The organism is Dyadobacter bucti (assembly GCF_005869225.1).
Classification (GTDB): domain Bacteria; phylum Bacteroidota; class Bacteroidia; order Cytophagales; family Spirosomataceae; genus Dyadobacter; species Dyadobacter bucti.
Map to the genome: position 1 here is coordinate 393,452 of NZ_SWFP01000005.1, position 13,519 is coordinate 406,970.

General features: G+C 44.6%; 9 protein-coding genes. 7 read left to right on the forward strand and 2 right to left on the reverse strand.

Annotated features, from left to right (window positions below; genetic code table 11):
- Positions 1–74 precede the first annotated feature (74 nt).
- The 3 genes from FBF61_RS18450 to FBF61_RS18460 all read left to right on the forward strand — a co-directional run bounded on the left by FBF61_RS18450 (position 75) and on the right by FBF61_RS18460 (position 5,718).
- The gene (locus FBF61_RS18450; protein ID WP_138479937.1) at positions 75–1,406 is read left to right on the forward strand and encodes a TolC family protein; all 1,332 of its coding nucleotides are present in this window, start codon (positions 75–77) and stop codon (positions 1,404–1,406) included.
- 109 nt (positions 1,407–1,515) lie between these two features.
- The gene (locus FBF61_RS18455; RefSeq protein ID WP_138479939.1) at positions 1,516–2,568 is read left to right on the forward strand and encodes an efflux RND transporter periplasmic adaptor subunit; all 1,053 of its coding nucleotides are present in this window, start codon (positions 1,516–1,518) and stop codon (positions 2,566–2,568) included.
- Positions 2,569–2,592: 24 nt separating this feature from the next.
- Positions 2,593–5,718: an efflux RND transporter permease subunit gene (locus FBF61_RS18460; RefSeq protein WP_138479941.1), complete on the forward strand. Its 3,126-nt coding sequence runs from the start codon at positions 2,593–2,595 to the stop codon at positions 5,716–5,718.
- Between the two features lie 163 nt (positions 5,719–5,881).
- Here FBF61_RS18460 and FBF61_RS18465 read toward each other — a convergent pair whose 3' ends face one another.
- Complete coding sequence (locus FBF61_RS18465; RefSeq protein WP_138479943.1) at positions 5,882–6,124, reverse strand: hypothetical protein; 243 nt, start codon at positions 6,122–6,124, stop codon at positions 5,882–5,884.
- 200 nt (positions 6,125–6,324) lie between these two features.
- Between FBF61_RS18465 and FBF61_RS18470 the strand changes: the two genes are divergently transcribed.
- From FBF61_RS18470 to FBF61_RS18480, 3 genes are all read left to right on the forward strand, one after another.
- A complete protein-coding gene (locus FBF61_RS18470; protein ID WP_138479945.1) occupies positions 6,325–7,209 on the forward strand; it encodes a DUF488 domain-containing protein in 885 nt (294 codons plus the stop codon).
- 1 nt (position 7,210) lies between these two features.
- Positions 7,211–8,035 (forward strand): DUF8758 domain-containing protein, encoded by an 825-nt coding sequence (locus FBF61_RS18475; RefSeq protein WP_138479947.1) that lies wholly within the window; start codon positions 7,211–7,213, stop codon positions 8,033–8,035.
- A gap of 492 nt (positions 8,036–8,527) precedes the next feature.
- Complete coding sequence (locus FBF61_RS18480; protein WP_166444559.1) at positions 8,528–9,310, forward strand: hypothetical protein; 783 nt, start codon at positions 8,528–8,530, stop codon at positions 9,308–9,310.
- Positions 9,311–9,438: 128 nt separating this feature from the next.
- Here FBF61_RS18480 and FBF61_RS18485 read toward each other — a convergent pair whose 3' ends face one another.
- Entirely contained in the window at positions 9,439–10,713 is a 1,275-nt protein-coding gene (locus FBF61_RS18485) for a Glu/Leu/Phe/Val family dehydrogenase (RefSeq protein WP_138479951.1), read from the reverse strand.
- A 461-nt stretch (positions 10,714–11,174) separates the two neighbouring features.
- On the opposite strand from FBF61_RS18485, the gene FBF61_RS18490 reads away from it, so the two are divergent.
- Complete coding sequence (locus FBF61_RS18490) at positions 11,175–13,508, forward strand: S8 family serine peptidase (protein WP_138479953.1); 2,334 nt, start codon at positions 11,175–11,177, stop codon at positions 13,506–13,508.
- The last annotated feature ends 11 nt before the right edge of the window (positions 13,509–13,519 follow it).

Sequence of the window (13,519 nt, forward strand, 5' to 3'; positions counted from 1 at the left end):
ATAAATAGTTGATATGTCACCAGTAGAGGTGTCAACTAAATTGAGATTAGCCACAAAATTTTAAATCAGAACAAATGAAACGTAAATGGATTATCGCAATCCTTACAATAGCAGTAGCATCGGGAAGTTCCTGGGCGCAAACCCGCCTCACTTTGAAAGATTGCATTGCCTACGGGATTAAGAACAACGGGAACGTCAAGATTGCCCAGTATAAAGAGAGCATTGCCGAGCAGCAGGGCCGGGAAGCGTTATCGAGTTATCTGCCTCAGGTAGCAGGCAGCGGTGCACTCGATGATAACCTTAAACTGCAGTCGACCGTGTTGCCGGGGGCGCTTTTTGGTGGAGAAGACCGGAGGGTAGCGTTGGGTACCAAGTATTCGACCAACGTATCAGCCCAGGCTGATCAAGTGATTTTTGACCAGTCACTACTAGTAGGACTGAAAGCCAACAAGCCGAACATTGAAAATGCCGAGCTGAATTCCCGCAAAACCAAGGAGACGATCATTTATAATGTCGCCAATGCTTATTATCAGGTTTTTGTGACCTCTGCGCAAATCGATCTTTTGAAAGATAACCTCGATAAAACCCAGCAGATCCTAGGCACATTGCAGCTGCAACTCGACAACGGTGTGATCAAGAAAGTTGATTTCGACCGCACACAAGTAAGTTTGAACAATATTAAGTCACAATTGACATTAGCCGAAAGCAATCTCATTTTGTCGCAAAATCAATTGAAGTTTCAAATGGGCATGCCACTGGCAGAGCAGCTTGAACTGGCAGATAATCCGCTGGAGCAACCTTTCAAACTCGTTGAGCCAGACAAATTTGACGCTGCAAACCTGACCGATTTCAAAATCCAGAATATCAATATGCAGCTGCAGGGATTGGAAAAAGAGCGTATCAAGGCAGGTTACCTTCCCAAATTATCGGTTTACGGACGATATGGTCTGCAGTCGCTGGGACAGAACCTGGGTGATTCATGGGGTAACTGGTTCAGCTACGGTGCAATTGGCGTAAAACTGTCTATCCCCATTTTTGACAGCTTCAAAAGAGACGCTCAATACAAACAAGCTGATCTGAACCTCCTGACTCAAAATGAGCAATTGAAATTGAACGTCCAGAACTACGAATTGCAAAATCATAACGCAACTACGCAGCTTCAAAAAGCAAAATTGAACCTCGGCAACGATGAAAGCAACGTGACCCTTGCCAAAGAAGTTTATGACGTAACCACACTTCAATACAGAGAAGGCACAGTGCCACTTTCCGACCTGTTAAATGCAGAAACTTCATATAAAGAAGCCCAAAGCAATTACATCAATTCCATGCTAAGCTACTACCAGGCCAAACTAGGCATCGAACAGTCACAGGGAAGTCTGAACGACTTCTTCACAGCATTGCCGTAAAAGGTCATGAATTGTCATTAGGTCATTTATAGTCAGTTAGAAAATACATTCACTCCGGTTCCACCGCGGATTCAGTCATTCACTCATTCACTCATTCAAAATTAGTCTCATGAAAAGAAAAATCATTATAGCAAGCTCCATACTCGTCATCGGTCTCCTGATCGGGTTCAGGCTCGTAGCTAACAAGTCCAAAATGGACGCCAAGAAAGTAATGCCTGACAACAAGAATGTTACCATTCCTGTGACGGCGGTTGCGGTTAAGGAAGGCAGCACAGATCAGCAATTGATCCGTACAGGTAGTCTGATCCCTTTCAAACAAGCCGAAATTATGGCAACCTCTGCGGGTAAAGTAATGTCGGTTAAATATGAACTGGGTACATACGTTTCGCAAGGCACAACGCTTGTAAAAGTGGACAGCAAACTGAAAGAGCTTTCGCTGCAAGCAACTGAGTTGAATATCAATAAATTGAAAAAGGATACGGATCGTTACAACAAGCTTTTGGCCGGGAACGCTGCGACAGAAGTTCAGGTGAACGATACCAAATACAATTACGAAAATGCATTGAACCAGGCCGAGCAGATCAAACAACAGATCAGCGATGCATCCATTGCCGCACCGATCAGCGGCCGTGTGATCAAGAAAAACATTGAGCCGGGCGAGTTTGTCAACGTGGGTACTTCACTAGGTACTATTCTGGATGTGTCCCGTCTGAAAGTACAGGTGATGATCTCTGAAAATGATGTTTACAAATTGAAAGAAGGTCAGCACGTACAGGTCGGTTCCAGTATTTTCCCTGATAAAAAAATTGATGGAGTGATCTCCTACATTGCTCCTCAGGGCGACGAATCGCACAATTATCCGGTGGAGATTGTGATTAAAAACTCGGATCAATTGAGAGCCGGAACATTCGTTTCCGTAGAATTCAGCCAGAAAAGCAGCCAGCAGGCGTTGCTGATCCCGAGAAGTGCATTGGTGGAAAGTGTACGTAACCCTTATGTATATACAGTGGAAAATGGCGTGGCGAAACAGCGTAAGATTGAAGTTGGCCGCGAACTGGGCGACAATATTGAAGTTTTGGCAGGATTGAAATCGGGTGAAACTGTGATCACAACCGGTCAGATCAACCTCAGCGATGGCGCGGCAGTTAATGTTACAAAATAGTTTTCATCAGCAAATCAGAACGTTATGTCAATCACCGAAGTAGCAGTAAAAAGACCGCTCTTCATCATAGTAGTATTCACGGTGTTGATACTATTTGGTGTGATCAGCTATAAACAATTGTCTTATAACTTATTGCCAAAGTTTGAGGCCAATGTAGTGAGTGTAATGACGACTTACCGTGGCGCGGCCGCGGATGAAGTCGAAACCAATGTCACCAAACATATCGAAGATGCCGTTTCGGCTATCGAAGGTTTGGACCAGATCAATTCAACTTCGCAGGAAGGCGTTTCGTCTGTGATTATCCAGTTGAAACAAGGTATCAGCGTCGACCTGGCGCAACAGGAAGCGCAACGCAAAGTGGAGCAAGTGATTTCGTTATTGCCCGACGATGCCGACCGTCCTGTAATTAACAAGTTCTCAACTGACGAAATCCCGGTTTTGAGAATGGGCGTTACCGCCAATTTATCTCCATCGGCCTTGTACGATTTGATCGACGATAAACTGAAACCACAACTTTCCAACGTGACCGGTGTAGGCCAGGTGACGATTATCGGTGGTACTGAACGTCAGATCCAGGTGAATATCAGCCAGGATAAACTGAAAGCCTATCGCCTGTCGATCGCGCAGGTTTCTGCGGCGATCAACAATGCAAATACTTCATATCCGGCCGGTCAGGTGAAAACCCAGGAAGATCAGCTATCGATCCGTTTTGACGCGAAACTGACGACCGTTGAAAACCTGAGAAATGTGATCGTCGGCCGCAATAGTACTGGCGGACAGGTATTTCTGAAAGATATTGCCGAAGTATATGACGGCACTGCCGATGCTACTGCCGTGAACCATATCAATGGTCGCCCGTCTGTGGCTTTGCAGATACAGAAACAATCTGATGCCAATGCGGTGGATGTAAGTAAGTTAACGCGCGAACGTTTGACCACTCTGGAAAAACAATATGCCTCTGCCGGGCTGAAATTCAACATAGCATCCGACCAATCCATATATACATTAGCATCAGCCGACGCAGTGGTTTTTGACCTTGGTCTAGCCGTCTTGATCGTATCCATTGTGATGCTGATGTTCCTGCACAGTTTCCGCAGCTCCATGTTTATTCTCGTGGCACTGCCTTCATCCATGATCCCGACTTTCATTTTGATGAGCCTGTTAGGTTTTTCACTCAATTTGATGACACTGATGGCGCTGTCGCTGGTAGTGGGTATCCTGGTCGATGACTCCATCGTGGTGTTGGAAAACATCAACCGCCACATGGAAATGGGCAAAAGCAGATGGAAAGCTGCGCTCGACGGACGTGCGGAAATTGGATTTACTGCCCTCGCGATCACCTTGGTGGACGTCGTGGTATTCGTGCCGCTCGCAATGACTTCCGGTCTGATCGGTAACATTCTGAGAGAGTTCTCGCTGGTTGTGGTTTTCTCTACTTTAATGAGTTTGTTCGTATCATTTACCCTGACACCGCTTCTGGCTTCGCGTTTTGGTAAAATAGAAATATTGGATAAAAATACCCTTTGGGGCAAGCTGAACCTTGGTTTTGAAAGGTTTTTGGACCGGATCAAAGACGAATATGGCAGAATGTTAACCTGGGTACTGGGGCATAAAAGATATATTTTCATCCTTGCTTTCGCGTTGATCGTGGGCTCTATCGCACTCGTACCAGGAGGTTTTATCGGGGCCGCATTTATGCAGCAGAGTGACCGCGGCGAGCTGAATGTATCCATTGAGTTAGCTCCTACTGCTTCTATTTACCAGACCAACCAGATCGCGCAACGTGTTGAGAAACTATTGCTGACAAGAAAAGAAGTTACAAAAGTGTTCACCAATGTCGGTTACAGCAGCACTGGTTTGGGAACTACGTCCAATAGTAACATCGCCGATCTGACTGTTCAGCTGGTTGACAAAAAAGACCGTACGATGTCGTCGGAAGAATTTGGTACGCAAATTCAAAAAGAAATTCTCCGGATTCCTGGCGTGAAAGTGACCGTTGCCCCAACCTCAATTACCGGTAATGCCAACCAGGCGCCGATCCAGGTAGCTGTAAAGGGTACAGATATGGCTGTGATCCGTAAAACGGCGGCCCAGGTAAAAGATGTGGTAGCTTCGATTCCAGGTACAGCCAACGTAGATTACTCCGTCGATGATCCGAAACCGGAAGTAGGCGTGTCTCTGGACCGTGAGAAAATGTCGCAACTCGGCATCAACGCCGCCGAGGTTGGAGCTGCATTGCAAACGGCATTCCGCGGAGACGATCGTTCGAAATTCAAGGAAAATGGCAAGGAATACGATATTATGGTCACACTCGATCAGTTCAACCGTTCCAGTGCCGACGATATACGCCACCTGAGTTTTGTAAACAGCGCAGGCCAGGCATTTGAATTATCACAATTCGCGACGATCAAAGAAGGAATGGGAGAAAGCGTTTTGCAACGGATCGACCGTCTGTCTTCGATTACTATTAATTCACAGGTTGTAGGCCGCCCTTCCGGTTCTATTGGTGCTGACATTCAGGCGAAAATGGCAAGTGTGAAACTTCCCGAAGGTGTTTTTATAGAATACCGCGGTGACCTGAAGAACCAGGCCGACGCATTTGGAAGCCTTGGACTAGCGCTCGTACTCGGCATTGTGCTTATTTACCTGATCATGGTCGCGCTTTACGAAAGTACCATTTATCCGTTCGTCGTCTTGTTCTCGATCCCGGTTGCATTGGTCGGTGCATTGACCGCACTAGCATTAACAATGGAAAGCTTAACCATCTTTTCAATCGTTGGGATGATCATGCTCCTCGGTCTGGTGGCCAAAAACGCGATCCTGATCGTCGATTTTACAAACCAATTGAAAGAAGAAGGTCACGCATTGAAAGATGCATTGATCGAAGCCGGCAAAGAACGTCTCCGCCCGATCCTGATGACAACCATTGCTATGATCGCCGGTATGCTTCCCATAGCCCTCGCCTCAGGCGACGGAGCCGAAGTAAAAAACGGTATGGCTTGGGTAATCATCGGCGGTCTGACCAGCTCATTGCTCCTGACCATATTCCTGGTTCCGAGTGTTTATTACGTAGTAGATCGCATCAAAGAGCGATTTGCCAAACGTAAGAAGAGAAAAGAGCGTAAAGAAGAGTTGGTTTTGGAAGCATAGGCCTACAGTCCGCCTGAGCGCAGCCAAAGACGACAACCAATAAATATTTCGTCAATCTTCCTCATAAATGCCAAAATCCCCGAAAGGGGATTTTGTGTTTTTGGCTAATGGCCAGGTAATTGATTCCAATACCTGACCACCAATGACTATTCATGGCATTTCCCTAAGCCACCTTCATCGCCTCAATCCGCTGACAAAAACGCAGCAGATCCCGGAAAGTATAGAAGATATCGAGCTGGCGGGGATTGAAGCCTGTTTCCTGATCAAAACTTTGGAAACCGCTGTAAATCTCCCAGAGATGTTCGACCATCTCGGCGGGGGTGTTGAGTTCAAATAATTCTTGTACTTGCTGGCCATAGGCCACGCACATCGAATCCGGAGATTCGGTAGAGTGTGTTTTTTTCATTGTATGTTTTTTTGGGAAAAAAAGATTAAAAATGCCCTGTCTTAGGTGTCCCGCGCCCATACAAAGGCGCCCAGGAGCTTTCACTTGATCCACACCATAACAGGGCAATACTTGCTAGATTTTTCATTTTGTATACATTTAATTGGGAATGCGAATATTCGGAAAGTGGGGGAGAAAAGCAAATTCTCTAACTTTGCAGCATGTTCTACCGACGAAAAATCATACTAGCCTTATTACAGGCCTTTGACGGACATTTGCCCAAAATATCCCTTCAGAAGCTGCTCTTCCTTTTTACTGAAAGACAATCCAAGCGCGACTACGACTTTGTTCCTTACAAATACGGCTGCTTCTCCTTTTCGGCTAGTGCTGACTTGGTAGCAATGGTAGGGCACGACCAGTTATCGGAAGATTCAGTGAGCTACACCAAAATCGGTTCCGATAATTACATCAAACTGTTAAATGAAAAGGACAAGAAAATCCTGATTGATATTAAGAACTCATACGGTAATCTGACAGCAAATTCATTGATTAAACTGACGTATTTGAATTATCAATATTATTCAATCAATAGTATCAAGGCAAAGGAAATTTTAACGGAAGAGCAATACCAGAATGTTCTAAAAGCGAAGCCAGTTAATGATCGAACTATTTTATATACGATTGGATATGAGGGGATTTCTTTGGAAGAATATCTCAATCGATTGATTAAAAATGATGTAAAGGTTTTAGTCGATGTCCGGAGCAATCCACTAAGCATGAAATATGGATTTTCTAAAAAACAATTGAAAACATTTTGTGAAAACCTGGGTATCGATTATTTACATATTCCTGAAGTAGGGATTCAATCTGATCAGAGACAAGAACTTAAAACTCAAAAAGATTACGACAGTCTTTTTGAAATTTATAAAAAGGAAAATTTACGAAAAACGGTAAGTCAGCAGGAACAAATCCTTCGTTTATTGGCGGACAAAAAGAGAATTGCACTAACTTGTTTTGAATCAAACATTTGCCAGTGCCACAGAAAACATTTAGCAGAAGCAATCATAAAACTACCCGAATGGAAATTTGAACTAAAACATATATAGAATGGCACTAACAAAGGTTTTGATCGCGGTCAAAACTTATCCCACACTATCAAATAAATATGATGAACTGGTCTGCACAGCAGGCTTTCTTGAAGACGGGAGCTGGATAAGAATTTATCCGATACCATTTCGGAAGCTCGAATATGACAAGCAGTATAGCAAATACGACTGGATTGAAATAGATTTAGAAAGAAATACCTCAGATTTTCGCCTAGAAAGTTATAAACCAAAATCGATTGATTCACCTTTTAATATTGTAGGAAAAATAGATTCCGAGAAGGGTACCTGGCGACTTAGAAAAGAAGTTGTGCTCAGAAATGTTCATACTAACATGACGGAGCTGATTGCAGGAGCAAAGGATAATAAGCGATATACTTCACTAGCCGTATTCAAACCAAAAACAGTTTTGGATTTTAAGATCGAGAAAGTTGAAAGAGATTGGGATAAGAAGAAACTGGAAATTTTGAAAGCAAATGCGAGCCAATTAAACCTTTTCAAAAATTCGGATAATCCGTTCGAAGTCGTAAAGAAGCTACCATATAAGTTTTCTTATAAATTTACGAGTGACGATGATATTGAAAGAACAATGATGATCGAAGATTGGGAAATCGGGATGCTATATTGGAATTGTCTGCAACGTCACGAAGGAGATGAATTCAAAGCTTGTGAGGACGTTAAAAAGAAATATTTCGACGACTTTGCGAAAACAAAAGACCTTTATTTGTTTTTAGGTACGACAAGAGAGTTTCACATGGTCGCACCTAATCCTTTTGTTATTATAGGCACATTTCATCCTATGAAGACTGCTCAGTTGAGCTTATTTTAGTCCGAATCAGCCCCATCATTTCAATTAGCGGGATAACCTTTGCATCGATCTCAATCTGCATAGTCACCAGTCAGCATGTTGGGCTGCTCAGTAATTCTTCTCTGATTACCATAGAATCGAAAGTGTTATGATCAACACATATATCAAGAACGGATCACAACAAGATTACTAAGTTTCCGAGATCAAATTATCCATCGGTATATTTCCCAGTACGAACGCACTTTAACCCCAACTCATCCTCGCAATTTTAACATCCAGCGCTAATTTACAAGGATAAATACCGCCGCCCATCCACATCCTTCCCCCTCCCTCCCGAACTTCTTATATCTCCTGCCCAACAAAAACTACCGTTTCGAAATTTTCTTGTAGACCGGAAATGTACAACTTCGCCGAAAAATAAACCTGGCTCCCCACAGGCTCATTTAAGACGGTTTAATTCATTTGAACCACTTGTTTTGCTGCCAGTAACAGTAATAAATGTTCAACTAAAACATGAAAAAAATGAATTTAGTACAAAAACTACCTATTGGCCTGAGCCTAGCTTGTATGATGATGATGACCAGCTGCTCACAAGAAGACGTTCAGACTCCTGAGCCGGAGGCGGCTGCACCAAGAACAGAGGCATCGCTGAGAGGAATCGGAGGCGGAATATTGATCCTCCAGCCAGAGTTGGCAACCACCAATGCCGTGTGGGGAAATGATCGTTATGCTGACAAGTGGGAAAGGTATACGTATCCAGGATCCGGCAACCCTTTGATGTATCCGTCCGGAACCTCAAGTTTGAAATCGCTTTGGGGAGATGACTCCAAACCTTTCGTCAAGGCGCTGCCGGAAATTCCTGGTATTGCCGATATGCGCGGGATTCTTACTGTGACAACTAACTCAATTGTCGCCGACGTGATCCCCGGAGTATCGAATGCAACGTCGGTTGCTAAATCCACGATTAAGAATTTGAAGCCTGGACAAAAGTATCAGATCAAATATTATGTGGCTTGCGCCGTTCCTGCACAAAATGCACAAGGCAAGATCCCGGTTTTTGCTGAAAAGGCGAATGTAAGATTACAGTATAATGCTTCTGGAAAAACGCAGTTTAGTGGAAACTATGGTATCACTAGTCTGGCAGGTAAACATGCTGAGTGGGTCGCCCAGACAATTATTTTTACTGCAGAAGACACAGAAGTCGATTTTATATTTAGCTCGGCAGTGAAGAACCCAGGTAATTACTCTTACGTGCATATGTACGTTGATAAAAACTCTATGAAGAAAGTAAATTAGTCATAGTCCTAAGGCATATAAACGAGGCTGCCCCTGGTTTTGGAGCAGCCTCGTAAACGTTATCAATAAATGTGGGCTATTCAGTCACCATCTTTTAGAAACCAGCCTCTTGGCTTTCAGTTCTCATATTAAAACCCGCCCCTGTATTTGTATGTACTTGAAACCTTGTCAATTGCAACAATGTAAGCCGCAATTCTCAGGGAAACCTTGTATTTGAGTGATGTTTCGTATACGTGGTCGAACGAATCCTTCATAATCCGGTCGGTGCGACGGTTAATACGTTCCAGGGTCCATTTGTAGCCTATCCTGTTCTGTACCCATTCAAAATACGAAACCGTTACGCCCCCGGCATTGGCAAGAATGTCAGGTACCACCATAATCCCCTTTTCATTGATGATATCGTCTGCCTTGAAGGAAGTAGGTCCGTTTGCGCCTTCGACGATCATTTTGGCCTGGATACCAGCTACATTTTTACGGGTGATCACATCTTCTTTCGCAGCAGGTACAAGCACGTCAACGGGTAAAGTGAGGAGGTCGTCCCCCGGAATCTGTTCGGCTCCGGAAAATCCTTCGAGTGATCCTTTATTGGCATCGCGGTAAGCCACTGCCGCCGCGACATCAATCCCTTTATCATTATAATATGCACCCGAAATATCGCTGATCGCATGAATAGCAACACCCCTTTCGCGAAGCAGCAGGGCGGCATGGGAACCTACGTTTCCGAAGCCCTGTACAACCGCAGTTGCACGGTAAGGATTGATTCGTAGCTTTTCCATACCTGCAAGGGCCGACACCATTACGCCCCGGCCGGTGGCTTCCGTGCGGCCGAGTGAGCCTCCCAGTACCAGGGGCTTTCCGGTTACCACAGCAGGTATTGTCATTCCCTTTGATTTGGAATATTCATCCATCAGCCAGGCCATTTCTCTCGGGCCGGTTCCCATATCCGGTGCAGGAATATCCTGGTCGGGACCGAAAACATCCAGAAGTGCAGTGGTGTAGGCACGCATCAGACGCTCCATTTCTCCCGCCGACATTTCGCGGGGATTACAAGCTACGCCGCCTTTTGCGCCTCCGTAAGGTATGTCTACAACCGCGCATTTCCAGGTCATCCAGGCGGCCAGTGCCCGCACTTCGTCCAGGTTTACATCCGGGTCGAAACGGATACCGCCTTTGCTTGGGCCGAGGATTGTAGAGTGGATCACCCGGTAGCCTTCGAAGGTCCGGATTTCGCCCGAATCCATTGTCACTGGTAATCCCACAATGACTTGTTTGCGCGGTACTTTCAATATATGGTACATTTCTTCCGAGATTCCCAGCAGGTCTACGGCCTTGTCAAATCTTTGCATCATCGACTCCAGAGGATTCTCCTTATCCTTAATTGGAGCAGGTTCTATATAGGACATTATTGTTTTATTAAATTACTGATAATTAGTTTGTTAATTAAATTAATGTTTATTCTTACACAAACATACAGCATTTGTCCCGATAAAAATAAAAATCTAATTTATCTTGAAAAAGTATAAAAAAGGCGCGAAAGTAGATTGTTTCAAGCCTTTGTAAAAGTCTGAAATGAATACGAAGGATTACGCTTGAAATCCAAATTTATTGAAAGATTTCAGGGTAATTTTAGAATGAAAAAAGAGTGAGAAAAGGAGATTGTTTTTGGGGCTAGCATGACTCGAAACAGAAAAGATGCACAGCTGTGATGCTTCGCGCAGATCGCGACACCTTATTTACGTTTAATTCAATCCGGTATGCTGTATGATAATTCATACCTGCCGTTTAAAAAGTGGGTTGGCAATTCCTCTGATTTTTCGGCCTCTTTTGCTTCATGTCTAATTGTTGAACCTTAATCATCAGTAACATGAAGCAGCTTTTCATTTTGTGTTTTGTTTTCTTGCTGTCGGCTTGGTTGTGCCCTGAGGTCGCGCATGCGCAGGATATGTACCATCATGCCAAAAACGAGCGGTACCCCATTTGGTTTAGTAAAAATCGTGCTGTTTTACAATTTAAAGACAAGAAAGTAATTGAAAGTCAAGTGCTTTCAGGCTCGGTTCCCGTTGCCGACAAAGTTGATTTCATCAAAGGGATCGACGATGTTGCGATAATCACGTTTCCTGAGAGGATCTTAAAGGATGATATTGATGGTGCGTTTATAGAGCTACGTGCAGATCCAAATGTAAGTGCAGTTAACCGCATGATAGTAAATGAAGATGGCGAAGAGGTCGGCGGATTTTTGGATGATTTGATCGTTAAGATCGGAAGTGGCACGGAATTCAGCAGATTTCAGGCCGTTGTTTCGGAAATGGGGCTGAGGATAAGGGAAATTGATAAGTATGATCCCAAGGTCTATTTCCTTGAAGGCGAGCCGGTTGTTCTAAACCCAATTGCTGTTTGCAACGAATTGTATCTGAAAGGCCTGGTCGAATTTGCGCAACCCAATTGCCTGCGTTTTATCCAGCCGACAGGAAGTCCGTCTGATCCTCTATTCAACAGTCAATGGGGATTTCCTATCATGAAACTGCCAGAGGCTTGGGACATCACTGCGGGTTGTGCGAACATCAAAATCGCGATTATTGACAACGGTGTTCAACTGAACCATCCTGATCTGGTTAATAATTTGGTGCCGGGCTTTGATGCTACGGGCGGGGGCACAAGCGGCGGGGCAGTGGCGGGCGAAGAATCTCACGGGACTAATTGCGCTGGTATTGCGGCCGCTGTGGCTAATAATAACCTGGGAATTGCAGGAGTGGCGTATAAATGCAAAATTCTGCCGATTCGGGCTTATGCTACCTTGGGTTCCCAAATTGTAAAAATAGGGGCTGCCGCAAAAGATCAATTTATTGTAGCGGCGATTAACTATGCAGCTGCAAATGCAAATGTAATTAGCATGTCGTGGAAACTTGGTTTTGCATCTGATATTGGGATAGATCAGGCCATTGACAACGCACTAACCAATGCTGCAAACAATGGGCGTGTATTAATAGGAGCAGCTGGAAATGAAAATAGTACAAATACACTTTTTCTTCCTTGTCGGAATCTTAAAGTTTTGGCAGTTGGAGCCTCAGTGTATAACGATACCCGTTGGACTAATTCTAACAAGCCTACCAGTGGTAGTCGAATTGATGTGGTCGCTCCCGGGCCAAATGTAAGCACAATAATCGGTGGAGCATTTTCGGTCGACATGCTGGATAGTGGAGTCCGGACATCATGGTCAACGCCAGCGGTCGCTGGTATCGCCGCTTTGCTATTGTCCGTAAAACCTAATTTGACTCAACAGCAGGTAAGGCAATTGCTGGTCGAAACCTGTGATAAAGTAGGGGGATACAATTACGTGCTTGGCAACAATTCAAAATTCCCGAACCTGACCCATAATAATGAAATGGGGCATGGCAGGGTTAATGCGTTTAGCGCACTCACAAAAGCGATCGGAGGGCCGGTGAATGGCCCTGACAAGATTTGTACAACCGGCACTTTCTCGTTGGCAGGTGTACCGGCGGGTGCAGTGAGCTGGTCAAGCAGTAATGCTTCCATATTATCTGTGAATGCTGCGACGGGTGCTGCTACCAGGATTGGAAACGGTCTGGTAACCGTTAAAGCCACAATAAACTACGGATGTGGGTCAGGATTTATTACCAAAAAAGTCAATGTCGGAAGCCCGGCTGCTAATAGTCATACCTATGATCTGAGTAAAAATCCGGTGGGCAGTTTGAACATAGTATCTGCTTTTGACGATCATTACGTCGAATTGGGTTATGATGCTAACTCAGTTGCGTGGAATCCCGTATGGAGTAGCGGTATTCCGACAGGCACTGCGGGTTTATGGCGATTTGACTTCGCATTGCAGCCGGGGCAAAGTCTGACATTCAGCCCACTGGCTGCTACCAATAGCTGCGGCACCACTAGCCAGACTGTGGAGTTTTGGGCTCCGTGGCCTGTTATTGCCTATCCCAATCCTGCCGAAGATGAAATAAGTATGGAATTTTCGGGCAGCAAGTTGCCTGAACGGGTCGAACTTTTGAGCGAGAAGTCCAGTATACCGGTGCGTTCGATTTTAACAAAGAATGTCAAGTTGATGAAGAACAACATTCTTAAGATAAATGTGAAAGAGCTTCCGCGCGGAACGTATTATCTACATATTTTCGAGGATAGCGGACGAGGAGAAAAGGTGCAGAAAATTCGTATTCTATTAAAGTAACCAAGTCACAC

What these genes read in the sequence shown, in the direction of transcription:
- FBF61_RS18450 (WP_138479937.1), top strand. Translation starts at nt 75, where the DNA reads ATGAAACGTAAATGGATTATCGCAATCCTTACAATAGCAGTAGCATCG.
- FBF61_RS18455 (WP_138479939.1), top strand. Translation starts at nt 1,516, where the DNA reads ATGAAAAGAAAAATCATTATAGCAAGCTCCATACTCGTCATCGGTCTC.
- FBF61_RS18460 (WP_138479941.1), top strand. Translation starts at nt 2,593, where the DNA reads ATGTCAATCACCGAAGTAGCAGTAAAAAGACCGCTCTTCATCATAGTA.
- FBF61_RS18465 (WP_138479943.1), bottom strand. Translation starts at nt 6,124, where the DNA reads ATGAAAAAAACACACTCTACCGAATCTCCGGATTCGATGTGCGTGGCC.
- FBF61_RS18470 (WP_138479945.1), top strand. Translation starts at nt 6,325, where the DNA reads ATGTTCTACCGACGAAAAATCATACTAGCCTTATTACAGGCCTTTGAC.
- FBF61_RS18475 (WP_138479947.1), top strand. Translation starts at nt 7,211, where the DNA reads ATGGCACTAACAAAGGTTTTGATCGCGGTCAAAACTTATCCCACACTA.
- FBF61_RS18480 (WP_166444559.1), top strand. Translation starts at nt 8,528, where the DNA reads ATGAAAAAAATGAATTTAGTACAAAAACTACCTATTGGCCTGAGCCTA.
- FBF61_RS18485 (WP_138479951.1), bottom strand. Translation starts at nt 10,713, where the DNA reads ATGTCCTATATAGAACCTGCTCCAATTAAGGATAAGGAGAATCCTCTG.
- FBF61_RS18490 (WP_138479953.1), top strand. Translation starts at nt 11,175, where the DNA reads ATGAAGCAGCTTTTCATTTTGTGTTTTGTTTTCTTGCTGTCGGCTTGG.